Genomic DNA, 18229 nt, shown 5'->3' with positions numbered 1-18229 from the left:
GGCGGCCCCGGCACTCCCGGTGGCTCGGGCCCCGCGGGCGCCGGCAGCCATGCATTTCCCTGCCCGGCACCGCCCGGGCCCCGTGCCAGGAGGACTTTTGGCGAATCATCCACAAACTGCATCTTCGGGCCCTGCCGGGCGCATCCCGGAGGACTACGATAAGACCACGGACCTTTCGAAGGAGAGCATGACCACCAACCACCCCCAGCCGACACCGGAGCCGGAAATGACGCCTGATGAGATCCAGGCGGTCATCGACCGTATCCTGGCGCGCGACACTGCGGCGCGAAGCAAGCCGGGCGTCGGCGGCAGAGCGCAGGCGCTCTCCGAACTTGATGCCGAACATTCCGAATTCGACGGTGACCAGCAGGACCTCGCCGAACGCCGCGCCCTGCGGCGCGTAGCGGGTCTTTCCACCGAGCTTGAGGATGTCACCGAGGTTGAATACCGGCAGCTGCGCCTGGAACGCGTGGTCCTCGCCGGCCTCTGGACCGAAGGAACGGCCGACGACGCGGACAATTCCTTGCGGGAACTGGCAGCGCTGGCGGAAACCGCCGGTTCCGAAGTGCTGGACGGGATCGTTCAGCGCCGGCTGAAGCCGGATCCGGGGACTTTCCTGGGCTCCGGCAAGGCGCAGGAGCTGCGCGACATCGTGATGTCCACCGGCGCGGACACGGTCATTGTCGACGGCGAGCTGTCGCCGTCGCAGCGCCGCGGTTTGGAAGACATCGTGAAGGTCAAGGTCATTGACCGCACGGCGCTCATCCTGGACATCTTCGCGCAGCACGCCCAGAGCCGCGAAGGCAAGGCCCAGGTCGAGCTGGCCCAACTTGAGTATCTGCTGCCAAGGCTCCGCGGCTGGGGCGAGTCGATGTCCCGCCAGGCCGGCGGGCGCGTGGGTGCTGCCGGCGGCGGCATCGGTTCCCGTGGGCCCGGTGAGACGAAGATCGAGCTGGACCGCCGGCGCATCCGCACCCGCATGGCGAAGCTGCGCCGCGAGATCACCGCCATGAAGCCGGCACGGGAAACCAAGCGTGCCAACCGCCGCCGCAATGCGGTGCCATCGGTGGCAATCGCCGGCTACACCAATGCCGGGAAATCGTCTCTGCTCAACCGCCTGACCGATGCGGGCGTGCTGGTCGAGAATGCCCTCTTCGCCACCTTGGACCCAACCGTCCGCCGGGCGGAAACACCGGATGGTATCGGTTACACGCTCGCCGACACCGTTGGCTTCGTCCGGTCGTTGCCGACGCAACTGGTGGAAGCCTTCCGCTCCACACTGGAGGAAGTTGCCGACGCCGATGTCATCCTGCACGTCGTCGATGTCTCGCATCCGGACCCGGAGGGCCAAATCGCCGCCGTGCGCGAGGTACTGACCGAGGTTGAAGCGCGGCACATTCCGGAAATCGTGGTGCTGAACAAGGCCGACGCCGCGGACCCCTTCGTGGTCGAGCGCCTGCGCCAGCGCGAACCGCGGCACGTCGTCGTCTCGGCGCGCACCGGGCAGGGCATCGACGAGCTGCTTCGGCTCGTCAGCGAGACCATACCGCGGCCCAGCGTGAAGCTGCAGCTGCTGGTGCCCTACGACCGGGGCGAAGTGATCAGCCGCTTACACAACGAAGACGCCGAAATCCTCTCCATGGAGCATGGAGAGGACGGCACGCGACTCGACGTGATGGTGCGCGAGGGCCTGGCATCGGAGCTGGAACAGTTCATCCGGCATGACTGATCTCCAGGTTCCCGCCGGCGAGGCGTTGCGGCTGCTTGATGTCGCGGTGCAGGGGATGGGCGGGCAGCACCGTGCCGGCCAGCATGAGATGGCGGCGAAAGTGGCCGAGGCTTTTGACCGCAGGCAGCACCTGCTGGTGCAGGCGGGCACAGGCACCGGCAAGTCGCTGGCCTATCTGGTGCCGCTCATGGTCCAGGCGCTGCAGGGGGAAAAGCCCGCCATCGTCTCCACCGCGACGCTGGCGTTGCAATCGCAGATCGTCAAGCGGGATTTGCCGCGGCTCTTGGAGGCCGTCGCCGACGAGCTTCCCAGGCCGCTGGACGTCGCTTTACTCAAAGGCAGGAACAATTACCTCTGCCTGCACAAGCTGGCGGGCGGCTTTCCGGACGAAGATGCGCCGGCGGCACTGTTCAGCCTGGGCGAAGACGCCGTTCCGCATCCTGCTCCGGCCGGCGCGGCGGCATCCGGCGCATCGGGCGCACTGGGCAAGGAGGTCGTGCGCCTGCGCGAGTGGGCACAGGAGACCGAAACCGGTGATCGGGACGAACTGGTGCCCGGTGTCAGCGACCGGGCGTGGCGCCAGGTCTCCGTCGGGTCGATGGAATGCCTGGGCGCCCAGAAATGTCCCCTGGCGGCCGAGTGCTTCAGCGAACTGGCACGGGGCCACGCGGCAGAGGCAGACATCGTGATCACCAATCACGCCATGCTGGCCATCAACGCCTTCGAGGGCGTGGCCGTGCTCCCGGACTACGATGTGGTGGTCATCGACGAGGCCCATGAGCTGCAGGACCGCGTCACCAGTGCCGTCGCGGGGCAACTCTCCGCTGCCATGGTCCGCACCGCCGCCTCGACGGCGCGCAAGCACACGGGCATCAGCGTGGAACCGCTGAACTCCGCGGCCGACGCCCTGGAGGACGTCCTGCAGTCGGTGCCGACCGGGCTGTTGGCGGCCGGCCTCCGCGAGGAGCATGAGTTGGTTCTCACGCAACTGCGGGAAGCCGCCCGTACAGCGCTTTCCGATTCCAAGCCGGAGGGCGCGGGGGCAGCGGACGGCGGGCGACAGATGGCGCGGTCGCGGCTCTCTGCCGTGCTGGAGCTGGCCGAACGGCTGCTGTCCGCGCCCGACTCCCGGGAGGTCATCTGGGCGACCCGTCCCAGTACTTATGGCGAGACCGGGGACTACGCCGCCAACGACGACCAGCCGGTGACGCTGAACATAGCGCCGCTCTCCGTGGCGTCCCGGCTGCGCGAAGGCCTGTTCGACGAACACACGGTGGTGCTCACCTCGGCAACATTGTCCGTCGGGGGAACCTTCGACGCGGTAGCCGGGTCACTCGGACTGCTGGGAGCCGGTGCGCCGGCCTATTCCAGCGTTGATGTGGGCAGTCCCTTCGATTACCCCCGGCAGGGCGTGCTGTACGTGGCGTCACATCTGCCCAAACCGGGCCGGGGCACCAGCCCCGAGCAGCTTGATGAACTGGAGGGGCTCCTGCTGGCCTCGCGCGGCGGCGCCCTGGGCCTGTTTTCCTCACGGCGTGCGGCAGAAGAAGCTGCAGCGGAAATGCGCGAGCGCACCGACCTGACCATCCTGTGCCAGGGAGAATCATCGATGGCGGCGCTGGTCCGCCAATTCGCCGAGGAACCGGACGCATGCCTGTTTGGCACCATGACGCTCTGGCAGGGCGTCGACGTTCCCGGTGCAGCGTGCCGGCTCGTGGTCATCGACCGGATTCCGTTCCCCCGGCCGGACGACCCGCTAACGACTGCCCGAACCCGGTCCGTGGCGCAGGCCGGGGGAAACGGTTTCATGACGGTTTCGGCGACCCACGCGGCCGTGCGGCTGGCGCAGGGGGCAGGCAGGCTGATCCGCGCCTCCAACGACCGGGGAGTAGTGGCCGTGTTGGACTCGCGGCTGGCGACAGCACGATACGGGGGCTTCCTGCGCAGCGCCCTGCCGCCGTTCTGGAGCACCAAGGACGGAGCCATGGCACGTCAGATCCTGGAGAGGCTGGCTGCAGCCGCTGCCTGAACGGGCTGGGGCAGCAGCCACGCCGGAGCGGTCGCCCGCGCAAACCGGGAACGGGCAACGGGCCCTCGGTGACCGGCAGAGGGGTCTGAGGAGCCTGCGGCGGGTCAGAGGGCCCGCATCACCGAGACAACCTTGCCCATGATGGTTGCGTGGTCTCCCAGAATCGGTTCGTACTGGGTGTTCTGCGGCAGCAGCCAGGTGTGACCGTCGCGCTGCCGGAAGGTCTTGACCGTTGCTTCGTCGTCGAGCAGCGCCGCCACGATGTCGCCGTTCTCGGCCGTGTGCTGCTGGCGCACCACGACCCAGTCGCCGTCACAGATAGCCGCATCGATCATCGAATCGCCCGAAACCCTGAGCATGAACAACTCGCCGTGTCCCACCAGTTGGCGCGGCAGGGGCATGACGTCCTCGACCGCCTGGTCAGCCAGGATAGGACCGCCTGCCGCGATCCGTCCCACCAGCGGCACCATCGCCGTGTCGGACGAAGTGGTCAGTTCGGATACTGCAACGCCGCTGGAGCTGCGCAGCTGCTGCGGTTCATCGACCCCGACGATTTCCACGCCGCCGTGCTCGAGGGTCAGCGGAGTCAGGATTTCCATCGCACGGGGACGCTTGGGGTCGCGCCTGATGTAGCCCATCTTCTCGAGTTGCGCCAGCTGGTGCGTGACGCTGGACAGGCTCGCCAAACCGACGGTGTCACCGATTTCGCGCATCGACGGAGGGTATCCGTGGGACATGACGGAGCGCTGGATCGTCTCCAGGATCTTCTTCTGCCGCGGCGTCAGGCTGCGTCCCACCTTGACGGGTCGGCCGCGTCGCCTGGCTCCGGCAGTGGTGGTGCTCTCTTCGGACATATCCGGCCCCGGTCTCCCCGTAGTGGTCCATGCGCCGGCGCTGCGGTAGCGGAACCGCGCATGGGTTGTTGTCTGGCTGTTTTGTCGGTGGCGGCTGGTGCACTGCTCTTACCGCCGCTTGACGCTTACAACGCTAGGCGAGGCGGTGGTGAATTTCAAACACTTGTTCGACTGAGTCTCGACAATATTCGATCACCAGTGCTAAAACTATAGAAGACGCATTCGAAGATACGTTCGAATGCGGTTGCCAAACGATCGAAACCAGCAGAAATAGATCGAAAATCGGAAAGGTGACACCATGTCCGCCCAGCTCGCACCGCAGCCCGCCGGCGTCCGTACCAGCACCAACCTCCGGCTGACCCGCCGAGGCCGCTTGTTGCTGATTGGCCTGCCGCTGATGCTCGCTGCGGCCGCCGCCCTGACCTTGATCGGTTTCTTCACGGCGCCGGCAATGGCCGCCGCCGGGCAGCTGGGACCGGGGCCGGCGGCAACTGTCACGGTCGGCAGCGGCCAGACGCTGTGGGACGTGGCCGTGCAGTCCGCCCCCGACCGCAACCCTCACGATGTCATTTTCGAGATCGCGCAATTGAACGGACTCCAGGGGGACATCGTCCATGCCGGCCAGCAGTTGCTGGTCCCGTCCGCGCGCTGAGGCAGCCGTAATATGAGCTGCTTCGGCCCGCCCGATTCCTGCCCCGGGCGGGCCGAAGCTTAAACTGGACCAGTGAGTGAGCAGTTAGAACGCCTGAACCGCCTGCCGTTGCGGGACAATCTCCGGGGCTTAGAGCCCTATGGTGCGCCCCAGTTGGAGGTTCCCGTCCTCCTGAATGTCAACGAAAACACCCACGGCCTGCCCGACGCAGTCCGTCAGGCCATCGTCTCGGCCGTTAGCGACGCGGCCGCGGGTTTGAACCGGTATCCGGATCGCGAGTTCACGAAGCTGAGAACGGCACTGGCCCGCTACTTGGGGCACGGCCTCACCGCAGCGAACATCTGGGCTGCCAACGGATCGAACGAAGTCCTGCAGCAAATCCTCCAGGCCTTCGGTGGCCCCGGCCGTACCCTGCTGAGCTTCCCGCCCACCTATTCGATGTACCCGCTGCTGGCCAGCGGGACGGACACGGAGTATGTGGCCGTTCCGCGGGGGGCAGACTTCACGTTGTCGCCGGACGCTGCCGCCGCTGCCGTGGCCGACTCCGCCGCAAACGTCGTCGTACTTTGTTCGCCCAACAACCCGACGGGAACCGCCCTGGGCCTCGACGTCGTGGAGGCCGTGTATGAAGCAGGGCAGGCCTCCCAGGCCATCGTGATCGTGGACGAGGCCTACGCCGAGTTCGCCCACGCCGGGACGCCGAGCGCGCTGACTCTGTTGCCGGGGCGGGAGCGACTCATTATCTCCCGCACCATGAGCAAGGCCTTCGCCCTGGCGGGCGCCAGAGTAGGGTACCTCGCCGCCGCTCCGCAGATTACCGACGCGCTGCGGCTGGTCCGCTTGCCTTATCACCTCTCCGCGGTGACGCAGGCAACGGCCCTGGCCGCGTTGGAACACGCTGATGCCCTGCTGGCCAATGTAGAGGACATCAAGGCGCAGCGGGACCGCATCGTCGACGGGCTGGCCGGGCTGGGGCTTGAACCGGCGCCGTCCGACTCAAACTTTGTATTTTTCGGCGGGCTGGAGGACCCCCGCTCCGTGTGGCAGGGACTCCTGGAAGCCGGGGTGCTGATCCGCGACGTCGGGATCCCCGGCCATTTACGGGTGACCGCCGGCACTGAGGCCGAGACCACAGCCTTCCTCGACGGCATCAAGGCCCTCGTGGCCAGCCCCGTCTCCTAAACTAGTAAGAGCGAACCGGCTCGCGCCGGGTCGACCAATTCGTCAAAGGACTCCCATGACCGTGGAAACCACCACCGGACGTACCGCACGCCTCGAACGCATCACCAGCGAGTCGTCCGTGCTGGTTGAACTGGACCTCGACGGCACCGGCCGTTCCGAGATCAGCACCACCGTGCCGTTCTACGACCACATGCTCACCGCCTTGTCGAAGCACTCGCTGGTCGACCTGACGGTGAAGGCCAGCGGAGACACGCACATCGACGCGCACCACACCGTCGAAGACGTCGCCATCACGATCGGGGAGGCCCTGAAGGAGGCGCTGGGCAACAAAGCGGGGATCCGCCGGTTCGGCGAAGCAACCGTGCCCCTGGACGAAGCGCTGGCCCACGCCGTCGTGGACATCTCCGGCAGGCCCTACCTGGTGCACGCGGGAGAACCCGCAGGGCAGGAGTACCACTTGATCGGCGGGCACTTCACGGGGTCGCTGACCCGCCACGTCTTCGAATCCATCACATTGCACGCCCAGATCTGCCTGCACATGCGCGTGCTGGGTGGCAGGGACCCCCACCACATCGTCGAGGCCCAGTTCAAGGCCTTCGCCCGGGCACTTCGCGCCGCCGTCGAAGCCGATCCACGTGTCGAGGGCATTCCCTCGACGAAGGGAGCCTTGTGACGGCTGCGCCCAAGGTCACGGTACTGGACTACGGCTCCGGGAACGTCCGCTCGGCAGTCCGTGCGCTGGAGCATGTGGGTGCCGACGTCACGCTGAGCCATGCCTCCGACGACGTCCTCGATGCCGACGGGCTGTTGGTTCCCGGGGTCGGCGCCTTCGCCACGGTCATGAAGGGGCTGAGATCCGTCGACGCGCTTCGCTGGATTGGGCGCCGGGTGGCGGGCGGCCGGCCCGTGCTGGGCATCTGCGTGGGCCTGCAGGTTTTGTTCGAAGAAGGCGTCGAACATGGCGTGCGCACGCAGGGTGTCGGGGAATGGCCGGGAACCGTGGAAGCGCTGCCGGCGGAGGTCGTCCCCCACATGGGGTGGAACACCGTGGACGCCGCGGAGGGCAGTCGGCTGTTTGCCGGCATCGAAGACGAGCGCTTCTACTTTGTGCACTCCTACGGTGTGCAGCACTGGAACTTCGATGTGACCCAACCCGCGATGACACCGCCGCTGGTGACATGGTCTACGCACGGCGCCCCATTCATAGCGGCCGTTGAAAACGGTCCGCTGAGTGCTACCCAGTTCCATCCGGAAAAGTCGGGAGACGCCGGCGCCGAGCTGCTGCGCAACTGGCTGAAGACGCTGAGGTAACCATGGGCAGCATTCTCCTGATGGCCCTGGCCGGGCTGCTGGCCGGCGGCGCCATCTCGTTCCGGCAGCAGCGGCTGTCCAAGTGGTTGGTTATCGTCTTTTGGATCCTCGCCGGCATGTCGCTGCTGGCTGCCTACCTGCTCACCCTCGGCCCGGCCGAGTAACCACACCCATCCCGCGCAGCTGACGGCGCGCAGAAAGCGGAAGAACCATGACGAACCAAACCTCCATCCTCGAACTTTTGCCCGCAGTCGATGTTGCCGACGGCCAGGCCGTCCGGCTGGTCCAAGGCGAAGCCGGCAGCGAGACCGGCTACGGGGATCCGCTGGAAGCTGCCCTGGCATGGCAAAACGACGGGGCGGAATGGGTGCATCTGGTGGACCTCGATGCGGCATTCGGGCGGGGCAACAACACGGAAGTGCTGCGCCGGGTCTCCGACGAACTGAAGATCAAGGTGGAGCTGTCCGGCGGCATCCGCGACGACGCGTCACTGGAGCGTGCGCTCGAGTTCGGGGCCGCACGTGTCAATCTGGGAACCGCCGCCCTGGAGAACCCGGAGTGGACGGCCCGCGCCATCGCACGGCACGGGGACGCCATTGCCGTCGGCCTCGATGTCCGTGGCACTACGCTGGCGGCCCGCGGCTGGACGCAGGATGGCGGCGACCTTTGGGAGGTGCTGGCCCGCCTCGAAGACGCCGGCTGCGCCAGGTACGTGGTGACCGATGTGACCAAGGACGGAACGCTGCGCGGACCGAACGTGGATCTGCTCCGGCAGATGTGCGAGCGGACCGACAAGCCGGTGGTGGCCTCCGGCGGGATCTCCAGCCTGGATGATCTGCGGACGCTGCGCGACCTGGTTCCGGCCGGAGTTGAGGGAGCGATTGTGGGCAAGGCCCTGTACGCGGGCAAGTTCACGCTGCCCGAAGCGCTCGACGTTGCCGGACGGCGCTGAGAGACCAGTATGGGCAAGAAGGAGCTGCCCGCCCATATTGCCGCTGCGCTGGCAAAAGCCGGCGGCGCGGGGGACTCTGCCGGCCAAAGCTGGGCCGGTCGGGACCTGAGCGGTGAAGGAAATCCGCTTCATCAGTTCGACCACGATGACGGCAGCGCGGATCCCGGCTACGAGGCGGCGCTGCAATGGCTTGCTGCCGGAACCGGCGGCGAAGCGGAAGTAGTGGCTGCCCTGGCGAACGCCCGCGTTTTCGTGCCCATCGTGGCGACGCTGGGAGAAGAGGCCGAGGGCAGCCACGGCCTGACATCGGATAAACAGGCGGACATGGCCGTGGTGACGTTGCAGGCGCCGGATGGGCGCCGGGCACTGCCGGTATTCAGCAACACGGCCGCTCTGGAAGCCTGGCATCCCCAAGCCCGGCCGGTTGCCGTCGAGGCACCGCGGGCGGCGCTGGCGGCCGTGTCCGAAGACGCCGAACTGATGGTGATGGATCCGGGCGCCGCCCTGACGTTCGTGGTCCGGCGGCCCGCAGTGTGGGCGTTGGCCAAACAGCACGAATGGGTGCCCTCGTACCGGGATCCGGCGCTGTTGGAATGGGTGGCCGAAGCCACGGGCGGCGAGGAGGCCGTCCTGGCCGCGTCCGTGGAGCCCGGAACCGGCATCGCGGTCCGGGCCGCAGACGGATCGGTAGTGGCCGGCGGTGGCCACGGCCCGGAACTGCGCTTGGTCCTGCAGGTGCAAGACGGGCTGGGGCGCGAGGAGTTGGGCGCCCTGGCGGGACGGATCCAACGGCGGCTCCAAGCCAGGCAGGAGTTTGCCGAGCGGGTGGATTCGCTGGAGCTGAAGTTCACGCGCTGAGTGCCGCCGGCTGGCAGCCTCATCCGGAAGCGCATAGAAAAAGGACGACGCCGGTGCGTGGCACCGGCGTCGTCCTTGTCAGTACTGGAAGCCTGATCAGTTCACCGGACCGGTGAACTTCTCGCCCGGGCCCTTGCCCGGCTCGTCCTGGATCACTGATGCTTCGCGGAAGGCGAGCTGCAGGGAGCGGAGGCCATCACGCAACGGCCCGGCATGCTGGCTGCCGATTTCCGGCGCGGCGGCGGTGACGAAACCGGCCAGCGCGGTGATCAGCTTGCGGGCTTCATCCAGGTCCTTGAGCTCTTCCGCATCATCGCCGGCGGCCAGGCCGCATTTAACGGCGGCGGCGCTCATCAGGTGGACGGCCGCGGTAGTAATGACTTCCACGGCGGGCACTTCGGCGATGTCGCGCATCTGGCCCAGGACTTCCTGTTCCTGGGTGGAGGCAGGACCGGCGTCAGGCGCGAAGCTGTGGCGGTGGCCGTCGGTCTGCGGATTGTTATCTGAGCTGCTCATACTGGTAAGCTTGTCACAGACCAATTGGATCCCGTTACTTATGTGCCTCAAAGCACGTGCTGAGCAGGATCCAATCTGCAAGCGGAGACCTCTCCCACCCGTCGGTATGGCTAGCCAGAGCTGCCGGGTTCAGGTCGGCAGGCTGAGGCCGGAAACCTTCACGCGAGGCGCCCGGGCCAGCCGGTGGAACGTCTGCTGTTTCCGCCTGCCGCCACCTCGAGGCCTTCGATTGCGCTTGCAATGGGAGGCCTTCTTTCATTGCAGGCGGCAGCCGATTTTCAGTGACAGGAGCCACACATTAGCGAGCCAAGAATCAATGATCGTATCCGCGTTCCCGAGGTGCGGTTAGTCGGACCGAACGGCGAACAGGTGGGGATCGTCCGTATTGAGGATGCCCTGCGTCTGGCCACGGAATCGGATCTTGACCTGGTTGAGGTCGCACCGCAGGCCAAGCCTCCGGTGTGCAAGCTTATGGATTTTGGCAAGTACAAGTATGAGGCTGCGGTCAAGGCCCGTGAGGCGCGCAAGAATCAGACGAACACTGTGCTCAAGGAAATCCGGTTTCGCCTGAAGATCGACAAGCACGACTACGAGACCAAGCGCGGCCACGCGCTGCGGTTCCTCGCGGCCGGCGACAAGGTCAAGGCCATGATCCAGTTCCGCGGCCGCGAACAGCAGCGCCCGGAAATGGGCATTCGCCTTCTGCAGAAGTTTGCCGAGGACGTCGCCGAGGTCGGCGTGATCGAATCGACTCCGCGCATTGACGGCCGCAACATGGTCATGGTGATCGGCCCGACCAAGAACAAGGCCGAAGCCAAGGCAGAGGCCCGGCGGGCCGCCCAGAAGGCCGACGCCAAGGCAACGAATGATGCCAAGAAGCAGCAGGTGGACACCTCCGCCGACCAGGATCCGCTGACTCAGAGCCTGGGCGACTTGATGCCGGAAGGCCTTGCCGCGATGGCAAGCCAGCCGGAGGAAACCGCCGAAGCACCTGCGCAGGCTGATGCTGAGCCTGCTGTTGAGGTTGAGTCCCCGGTTGAGGTCGAGGCCGCGGAGCAGCCTGCAGCCGAGGCTGCGGTTGCCGCCGAGGCGGAGGCCGAGGTTGAGGCCGAGCCTGCGGCCGAGCCGGAAGCAGAGGCTAAGCCGGCCGCTCAGCCCAAGCCGGAAGCAGAGGCTAAGCCGGCCGCTCAGGCCAAGCCGGCACTTCCGGCGAAGCCCGCAGCCCCTGAAGCGGAGGCCAAGCCCGCAGCACCCAAGCCCGCCGCCCGGCCCAAGCCGGCAGCGCGGCCTGCAGCACCCAAACCTGCTGGCCGGTCCGGTTCCAAGAACTAAGACCGTACAGAGAGCATCCGGCATTCGGCCGGGCACGGTTCCGTGCCCGGCGCCGGTAAACAAGTAAACCGCCGGTGCCCGTTTGCGGCACCGCACGAGCCGACGGTCGGCAGCGACCCGAGGAGACGTAAGGAGAACGGCAGCCATGCCGAAGCAGAAGACCCACAGCGGCGCCAAGAAGCGCTTCAAGCTCACCGGCAGCGGCAAGCTCAAGCGCCAGCAGGCCAACCGCCGCCACTACCTAGAGCACAAGCCTTCCACGCTGACCCGCCGCCTTGCCAGTGACAAGATCGTTGCTCCGGCCGACGTGCGCAACATTAAGAAGATGCTCGGCATCTGATTTTCTCCCCTCCGGTCCGCGCGGTGACGCCGCAAGGGCCATCCAGCTAGTTTTGCCCCCGGCCGCCGATTGTGGCGGCCGAACACCGGGCACCAATCACCAAAAGGAGTACGCACGTGGCACGTGTGAAGCGGGCGGTCAACGCCCACAAGAAGCGCCGGGTCATCCTGGACCGGGCTGCCGGATACCGCGGACAGCGGTCCCGCCTGTACCGCAAGGCAAAGGAACAGCTGCTGCACTCGTTCGTGTACAGCTACGGCGACCGCCGCAAGCGCAAGGGTGATTTCCGCCGCCTGTGGATCCAGCGCATCAACGCTGCGTCCCGCGCCAACGGCCTGACCTACAACCGCCTCATCCAGGGCCTGAAGGCCGCCGAGGTCCAGGTTGACCGCCGCATGCTGGCCGAGCTGGCCGTGTCCGACGCCGGCGCCTTCGCCGCGCTGGTGCAGGTAGCCAAGGACGCCCTGCCGGCCGACACTTCCGCTCCCGCAGAGCGTCAGCCCGCAGCCGCCAAGCCTGCTGCCGCCGCTCCGGCTGCCAAGGCCGCCGCGCCTGCCGCTGAAGCCGGCGAAGTTGCTGGCGCCGTGAAGGCCGTTGACGGCGAGGACGCTCCCGCCGGCTACAGCATCAAGGGCAACCAGTCCAAGAAGTACCACGTGCCGGGCTCCACCTGGTACGAGAACACCACTCCCGTGTACTGGTTCGAGTCCGTGGAAGCCGCCAAGGCTGCCGGTTTCGAGCCCGCCGGCGGCGAGGCCCGCCAGAAGGTTGCCGAATAAGCACCGATGCATAAACGCCCATGCGGCGACGTTATAGTCGCTGTATGAGCACTACCGGGCGCCCGCAAGCCGTCATGTCCAACCCCCGAGCCGATCGGGTCAGGGATGTGGCAAAGCTTGCCGGGCGCTCGGTGCGTTTAAAGCGCCGCCAATTCCTGGCCGAAGGTCCGCAGGCTGTCCGCGAGGCCCTGTCCGCCCACCGCGCGCATCTTGGAGCGGGAAACAGCGGCATCGTGGCCGAGGTCTTCGCCACCGAAGCCTGCCTGGACCGCTTGCCTGAACTGGCGGCCCTCGCCGACGGCGTGCCGCTGAGACTGGCCACCGATGCGGTTCTGGCGGCAATGGCGGACACCGTCAACCCGCAGGGGATCGTGGCCGTGTGCAACTACCTGGACCGGCCGCTAAACGAGGTCCTGCAAAGCAAACCCTTGCTGCTGGCAGTCATGGTCCGGGTGCAGGATCCCGGCAATGCCGGCACCATCCTGCGGGCGGCCGATTCCGCCGGCGCGGATGCCGTGATCCTGACCAGTTCCAGCGTGGACATCTACAATCCCAAGGCCGTGCGTTCCACGGCCGGATCGCTCTTCCACCTCCCTGTGGTCAACGGGCACGATTTCGGCGACGTGGCCGCCGCCGTACGCGCCGCCGGCGCAACCATGCTGGCAGCTGACGGCTACGGCACCATCGATCTGGACGATTTGCAGGACCGCAGTGCGCTGGCCCGACTGGGAGAAGGTCCCGCAGCAGGGGACGAGGGCGGGGCCGGCCTTCCGGATTTGGCGGCGCCTACCGCCTGGCTCTTTGGGAACGAAGCCCAAGGGTTGTCGTCGGAAGAGCTCGCAGCCGCTGACCATCGGGTTGCCGTGCCGGTTTACGGCCAAGCCGAAAGCTTGAACGTCGGCACGGCCGCCACGGTCTGCCTGTATGCCTCCGCAAGGTCCCAGCGGCGAAGCGGGCTGGCCGGATAACTGCTCCGAAGAGGCCCATCCGGGAACGTGCCGTACGCAGCATGCGAACGATCCTGACACTGCGGATCCGTCGAAGCCAGGACCTCAGGCCGGGGCATGATCCTTAGGTGAGGCTGCGCCGTTTCTCAAGCGCCCCGCTAAGAGCGGCGATGACCAGTCCCAAGGAAGCCAGCCCGGCGCCGACCAACGCCGGCGCGGCATAACCCCAGCCCCAGGAGATCACGAGGCCGCCCAGGAAAGCGCCGAGGGCATTGGCCATGTTCAGCGCCGAATGGTTCAGCGAGGCGGCCAGCGTCTGGGCGTTGGGGGAGGCGTCCATGAGGCGTGTCTGCAGCGCCGGGATCAGGCTCGATCCTGCGGCACCGAGGAGGAAAACGAGTGGAATTGCCAGGGCGGCAACGGACGAGGCCGCCCAGAAGCACACCAGGATCACGATGATCGCCGTCATGACCTGGTAGATGGTCCCCATCACGGAGCGGTCCGCCAACCGGCCGCCAATGAAGGTGCCGACGACCATACCCAGCCCGTAGAGACCGACAATCAGCGGCAGGGCGGCCGGGGCCAGGCCCGTCACTTCGGTCATGGTGGGGCTGATGTAGGAATATACGGCGAAGAATCCGCCGAAACCGACTACGCCAATCAACAGCGCCAGCCAGACCTGGATCCGTTTCAGGGCGCCGAGTTCCCGGCGGATGCCGGCCTCTGCATGCGCGGGGCTGAAGGGGACCAGACGCTGGATCATCAATACGGTCACCGCGCCCACGATGCCCACGGCCACGAACATCAGCCGCCAGCCGTATTGCTGGCCCAGCCACGTCACCAACGGCACGCCGACGACGTTGGCCACGGAGAGCCCCAGCATGACCATGGCGACCGCCTGCGCGCGGCGGGTGGGGGAGACCAGCGAGGCGGCCAAGACGGCGGCCACGCCGAAGTAGGCGCCGTGCGGCAGGCCGGAAATGAACCGGGTGACCAGCATCGTGGCGTAGTCGGGCGCGAACACTGACGAGAGGTTCCCGAGCGTGAACAGGACCATCAGCCCCAAAACCATGTGCTTGTGCGGAAGCTTGGCTCCGAGGGCGGCGAGCAGCGGTGCGCCGACCACCACGCCCAGGGCATAGGCGGAAATCAGGTGCCCGCTCTCCGGGATGGAGACGTTCAGCCCGGCCGCCACATTCTGCAGCAGGCCCATGATGGCAAATTCCGTGGTGCCGATGCCGAAGCCGCCCATGGCCAGCGCAACGATGGCCCACGCCGTCCGGCGGTTGTCGGTCTGCCTCCGGGCGGTGGCGAGTGTGGGGGAATTCATGATCGGCTTTCGGTCGAACGGTCAAGTGGGCGCCGGCGCAAGGGCGGCATGCCACGGCATACGCCACGGGCGGCAGTTGCGGGCACCGGCTGTCACTGTACGGCAACGCGACCGCCCGGCATCCCATTCCGGACCCGTGTGGCCTGTGGGCTGCGGCATAGTCCGGGCCGGGCGGTCGGGAGCGACCGGCACCGTAGACTGATCGGCGTGCAACTGAGCCTGAAACAGATTGTGGGGGCAGCCATCTTCGATGCCCGCGAAGCCCCGAGCAGATTACTGGCGGCCCGGCGCTCCGCGCCAGAGGCGCTGGCCGGCCTGTGGGAGTTCCCCGGCGGCAAAGTGGAGCCCGGGGAGAGCTGCGAGGACGCCCTGCGCCGCGAAATCCGCGAAGAACTGGGAGTCGGAATAGAGCTGGGAGCCGAAGTCTTCGGTCCGCTCCCGCAGGGGTGGCCGCTGAATGAAGCGGCGGCCATGCGGGTATGGTGTGCCTACATCACCGACGGACTGCCGCAGCCGCTGCAAGACCACGACGAATTGCGCTGGGTCCGGCTGGAGGCGGCAGAAGCCGCGGCCTTGCCCTGGATCCCCGCCGATTTTCCGATCCTCGAAGCTGTGCTCACCGCTGCAGGCGACACCGCCAACCGTCCCGCCTGACGGCTCCCGCCGGCCCCTGCGGGCCGCAGCATTGCGGGCACTCAGAACAAGGTCGCCTGTGCCGCTGCGCCCGGCACGCCGGACGGCGCCGCCGGGCGATCCGCCGGCGGCCGAACCGCCACGTCGCGCAGCCGGGCTGAATTTTCCAAACCGTGCCGGCGCTTGGCTTCCCCGACCCGGGCGGCCAGCCAACGCCGGTAATCCTTGGCGGCATACGTGCCGCCGTCGTAGAGGCGGCGGTACCTGCCGACCAGTTGCGGGTATTCCTTGGCAAGCCACTGCAGGTACCATTCCCTGGCGCCCGGACGCAGGTGCAGCGCGCCCGCCGTCATGCTGGTGGCCCCGGCGGCAGCCACGGCCGCGCAGAGCTCGTCGAGCGCGTCCTCCGAGTCCGTCAGCCAGGGCAGGATCGGCATGGCCATCACCGAACAGGGCAGGCCGGCGTCGCTCAGCTTGGCGATCAGCTCCAGCCGGGCCCGCGGGGTCGGTGTTCCCGGCTCCACGCGGTGCGCCAATCCGGCGTCGGTCATGCCGAGCGAAATCCCCATGCCGACGTCAACGTCCTTGGCCGCCTCGCGCAGCAGCGGCAGGTCACGGGCCAGCAAGGTGCCCTTGGTCAGGATCGAAAACGGCGTTCCCGACCCGGCCAGGGCCCTGATGATCTCCGGCATCAGCTTGTAGCGGCCCTCGGCCCGCTGGTAAGGATCTGTGTTGGTGCCCATGGCTACGTGTTCGCGTTTCCAGGACGGCCTGGCAAGCTCGCGGCGGAGAACCTCGCCCACGTTCACCTTGACGACCAACTGGGTGTCAAAATCAAGCCCGGTGTCCAAGTCAAGGTAGCTGTGCGTCTTGCGGGCGAAGCAATACACGCAGGCGTGGCTGCAGCCACGGTAGGGGTTGATGGTCCATTCGAACGGCATCCGCGACCCTGCGCCCACCCGGTTCAGCGCCGACTTGGCCATGACCTCATGGAACGTAATGCCGGCGAAGCCAGGGGTCTGGACGCTCCGGACCAGTCCGGACAACGGAAGCAGGGCGCCGGGTTCCGCTTGCTGGGAGGACCACCTCATGCTTTAAGTAGAACACATCTTCGAAGCATGCGATAGGTCCAGGGTCCGGCCCGAAATCAGTCCGCCGCCCGTTCGGGCCGCGCAGCGCGCCGTCCCGGTCCTCGCCGCACCGGCCGCTCCGCGTAGCCGCCCGACTGCAGCCCGGCCAACCGCTCGAAGACATTCCGGGACGCCGGGTCGCCGGTTCGCCACCACGACCATGCAACGGCGCACGCGTACAGCGGCAGGAACGGCAGGCCGAGGCACCAGGCATATTGGCTGCTGTGGCGGGACTCGTGGCTCAGCAGCACCGGATTGCCGGCCAGTCCCGCCGCGGCGTCGCGGAACAGCACCACGTTGCCCACGGTAAAGGCAGCGGCCTTCGGCAGCCCGGGCCGGAAGCCGTGGGCCAGGATCAGGCCGTGCGGGCCGGGGTGCAGGCTGCAGCCGACCGCGGCGGCGAGGGCCAGCCCCAGCAGGGTGGAGCCGTTGAGCAGGTTCCAGGCGGCACGCAGCTTCTCGGACGGCGTCATGGGCTTATCGTAGGCGTTTCGGGTCGGTGCCAGCCCGTGAACTAGACTGGACTGGTTGCCCGTACGCGGGCAGAAGCCCTTTAACCTAATCCGAGGTCCCCACACCACATGTCTGACGTGACACCCCCAGCCCAGGAGCCGCCCGTGCCGAGCCCCCTCGACGAAGCCGCGGTTGCCGCCGCCGTCGAGCAGGCAGTGATGGCTTTCAAGGCTGCCTCCGACCTGGACGGGCTCAAGACTGCCCGGCTCGCCCACACCGGCGAGAAATCCCCGCTCAGCCTGGCCAACCGCGAAATCGGCAAGCTGGCCAAAGAGGACAAAGCGGCCGCCGGCAAGATCGTGGGTCCGGCCCGCGGGCGCATCAACCAGGCGCTGGCCGCCCGCACCGCCGAACTGGAAGCCGAACGGGAGGCACAGATCCTCGTCGAGGAGGCCGTGGACGTTACCGCGGCCCCGCGCCGCCGCCGTCCCGGTGCCCGGCACCCGCTCTCCACGCTGCAGGAACGGGTCAGCGACATCTTCGTGGGCATGGGCTGGGAGGTCGCCGAGGGGCCGGAGGTGGAATCCGAGTGGTTCAACTTCGACGCCTTGAACTTCAAGCCGGACCACCCCGCACGGGAGATGCAGGACACCTTCTTCGTGGAGCCGCCGGAGGCCCATCTGGTGCTGCGGACCCACACATCGCCGGTGCAGGTCCGCTCCATGCTGGAACGGGACCTGCCGGTGTACGTACTGTGCCCGGGCCGCACGTTCCGCACCGATGAGCTGGACGCGACCCATACGCCTGTCTTCCACCAGTTTGAAGGCCTGGCCGTGGACAAGGGGCTCACGATGGCCGACCTGCGCGGCACGTTGGAGCACTTCTCGCGCCAGATGTTCGGCGCCGAGGCAAAGATCCGCCTGCGCCCGGCCTACTTCCCGTTCACCGAGCCCTCCGCCGAGATGGACATTTGGCACCCGGGCGCCAAGGGCGGCCCCCGCTGGATCGAGTGGGGCGGCTGCGGCATGGTCAACCCCAATGTGCTGCGCGCTGCCGGCATCGATCCGGAGGTCTACTCCGGTTTCGCCTTCGGCATGGGGATCGAACGCACCCTCATGTTCCGCAATGACGTCCCGGACATGCACGACATGATCGAAGGCGACATCCGCTTCAGCCAGCACTTCGGGATGGAGATCTAGAAC

At 67.2% G+C, this 18229-nt stretch carries 20 protein-coding genes; 15 read left to right on the top strand and 5 right to left on the bottom strand.

Annotated features, from left to right (window positions below; genetic code table 11):
* The first annotated feature begins 187 nt into the window (after positions 1–187).
* Positions 188–1729 carry a GTPase HflX gene (gene hflX, locus AC5RV3_RS14705; RefSeq protein WP_494113319.1) on the top strand — a complete coding sequence of 514 codons (1542 nt, stop codon included), beginning with the start codon at positions 188–190 and terminating at the stop codon, positions 1727–1729.
* Positions 1722–3758, top strand: a complete 2037-nt coding sequence (locus tag AC5RV3_RS14700) for an ATP-dependent DNA helicase (RefSeq protein WP_494122772.1) — start codon at positions 1722–1724, stop codon at positions 3756–3758. Before hflX ends, AC5RV3_RS14700 begins: the two co-directional genes overlap by 8 nt.
* Before the next feature lie 104 nt (positions 3759–3862).
* Here the strand turns inward: AC5RV3_RS14700 and lexA are convergent, their stop codons facing one another.
* Entirely contained in the window at positions 3863–4612 is a 750-nt protein-coding gene (gene lexA, locus AC5RV3_RS14695) for a transcriptional repressor LexA (protein WP_494122771.1), read from the bottom strand.
* 298 nt (positions 4613–4910) lie between these two features.
* On the opposite strand from lexA, the gene AC5RV3_RS14690 reads away from it, so the two are divergent.
* The 7 genes from AC5RV3_RS14690 (at position 4911) to AC5RV3_RS14660 (ending at position 9567) form a co-directional block, all read left to right on the top strand.
* Positions 4911–5264, top strand: coding sequence for a LysM peptidoglycan-binding domain-containing protein (locus tag AC5RV3_RS14690; RefSeq protein ID WP_494113316.1), 354 nt, complete (start codon positions 4911–4913; stop codon positions 5262–5264).
* A gap of 72 nt (positions 5265–5336) precedes the next feature.
* A complete protein-coding gene (locus tag AC5RV3_RS14685; RefSeq protein ID WP_494122770.1) occupies positions 5337–6446 on the top strand; it encodes a histidinol-phosphate transaminase in 1110 nt (369 codons plus the stop codon).
* Positions 6447–6501: 55 nt separating this feature from the next.
* On the top strand, positions 6502–7119 hold the full coding sequence (gene hisB / locus AC5RV3_RS14680; protein ID WP_494122769.1) for an imidazoleglycerol-phosphate dehydratase HisB: 618 nt from the start codon (positions 6502–6504) through the stop codon (positions 7117–7119).
* Positions 7116–7757: an imidazole glycerol phosphate synthase subunit HisH gene (hisH, locus tag AC5RV3_RS14675; RefSeq protein ID WP_494122768.1), complete on the top strand. Its 642-nt coding sequence runs from the start codon at positions 7116–7118 to the stop codon at positions 7755–7757. Before hisB ends, hisH begins: the two co-directional genes overlap by 4 nt.
* Positions 7758–7759: 2 nt before the next feature.
* On the top strand, positions 7760–7921 hold the full coding sequence (locus AC5RV3_RS14670) for a hypothetical protein (RefSeq protein ID WP_493988203.1): 162 nt from the start codon (positions 7760–7762) through the stop codon (positions 7919–7921).
* Positions 7922–7968: 47 nt separating this feature from the next.
* Positions 7969–8709, top strand: a complete 741-nt coding sequence (gene priA, locus AC5RV3_RS14665) for a bifunctional 1-(5-phosphoribosyl)-5-((5-phosphoribosylamino)methylideneamino)imidazole-4-carboxamide isomerase/phosphoribosylanthranilate isomerase PriA (RefSeq protein WP_494113312.1) — start codon at positions 7969–7971, stop codon at positions 8707–8709.
* Between the two features lie 9 nt (positions 8710–8718).
* On the top strand, positions 8719–9567 hold the full coding sequence (locus AC5RV3_RS14660; protein ID WP_494122767.1) for an SseB family protein: 849 nt from the start codon (positions 8719–8721) through the stop codon (positions 9565–9567).
* 96 nt (positions 9568–9663) lie between these two features.
* Here AC5RV3_RS14660 and AC5RV3_RS14655 read toward each other — a convergent pair whose 3' ends face one another.
* Positions 9664–10083 (bottom strand): DUF1844 domain-containing protein, encoded by a 420-nt coding sequence (locus AC5RV3_RS14655; protein ID WP_494122766.1) that lies wholly within the window; start codon positions 10081–10083, stop codon positions 9664–9666.
* A gap of 339 nt (positions 10084–10422) precedes the next feature.
* On the opposite strand from AC5RV3_RS14655, the gene infC reads away from it, so the two are divergent.
* The 4 genes from infC (at position 10423) to AC5RV3_RS14635 (ending at position 13502) form a co-directional block, all read left to right on the top strand.
* Positions 10423–11415 carry a translation initiation factor IF-3 gene (gene infC, locus AC5RV3_RS14650; protein WP_494122765.1) on the top strand — a complete coding sequence of 331 codons (993 nt, stop codon included), beginning with the start codon at positions 10423–10425 and terminating at the stop codon, positions 11413–11415.
* A 145-nt stretch (positions 11416–11560) separates the two neighbouring features.
* On the top strand, positions 11561–11755 hold the full coding sequence (rpmI, locus tag AC5RV3_RS14645) for a 50S ribosomal protein L35 (protein ID WP_493977772.1): 195 nt from the start codon (positions 11561–11563) through the stop codon (positions 11753–11755).
* A 116-nt stretch (positions 11756–11871) separates the two neighbouring features.
* On the top strand, positions 11872–12534 hold the full coding sequence (gene rplT, locus AC5RV3_RS14640; protein ID WP_494113309.1) for a 50S ribosomal protein L20, sunset domain variant: 663 nt from the start codon (positions 11872–11874) through the stop codon (positions 12532–12534).
* Between the two features lie 44 nt (positions 12535–12578).
* Positions 12579–13502 carry a TrmH family RNA methyltransferase gene (locus AC5RV3_RS14635; protein ID WP_494122764.1) on the top strand — a complete coding sequence of 308 codons (924 nt, stop codon included), beginning with the start codon at positions 12579–12581 and terminating at the stop codon, positions 13500–13502.
* Positions 13503–13605: 103 nt separating this feature from the next.
* Here AC5RV3_RS14635 and AC5RV3_RS14630 read toward each other — a convergent pair whose 3' ends face one another.
* Positions 13606–14811: an MFS transporter gene (locus AC5RV3_RS14630; protein ID WP_494122763.1), complete on the bottom strand. Its 1206-nt coding sequence runs from the start codon at positions 14809–14811 to the stop codon at positions 13606–13608.
* A 213-nt stretch (positions 14812–15024) separates the two neighbouring features.
* Between AC5RV3_RS14630 and AC5RV3_RS14625 the strand changes: the two genes are divergently transcribed.
* Entirely contained in the window at positions 15025–15465 is a 441-nt protein-coding gene (locus AC5RV3_RS14625) for a (deoxy)nucleoside triphosphate pyrophosphohydrolase (RefSeq protein ID WP_494113342.1), read from the top strand.
* A 41-nt stretch (positions 15466–15506) separates the two neighbouring features.
* Here AC5RV3_RS14625 and AC5RV3_RS14620 read toward each other — a convergent pair whose 3' ends face one another.
* On the bottom strand, positions 15507–16535 hold the full coding sequence (locus AC5RV3_RS14620) for an Rv2578c family radical SAM protein (protein ID WP_494122762.1): 1029 nt from the start codon (positions 16533–16535) through the stop codon (positions 15507–15509).
* A gap of 56 nt (positions 16536–16591) precedes the next feature.
* Complete coding sequence (locus AC5RV3_RS14615; RefSeq protein ID WP_494122761.1) at positions 16592–17047, bottom strand: hypothetical protein; 456 nt, start codon at positions 17045–17047, stop codon at positions 16592–16594.
* Positions 17048–17155: 108 nt separating this feature from the next.
* On the opposite strand from AC5RV3_RS14615, the gene pheS reads away from it, so the two are divergent.
* Positions 17156–18226, top strand: coding sequence for a phenylalanine--tRNA ligase subunit alpha (gene pheS, locus AC5RV3_RS14610; protein WP_494113304.1), 1071 nt, complete (start codon positions 17156–17158; stop codon positions 18224–18226).
* The last annotated feature ends 3 nt before the right edge of the window (positions 18227–18229 follow it).

The sequence above is a fragment of the Arthrobacter sp. Y3221114 genome, assembly GCF_059092625.1.
The sequence above is the reverse complement of the archived record's forward strand: the minus strand, read 5'-3'. Positions and strand labels throughout refer to the sequence as shown.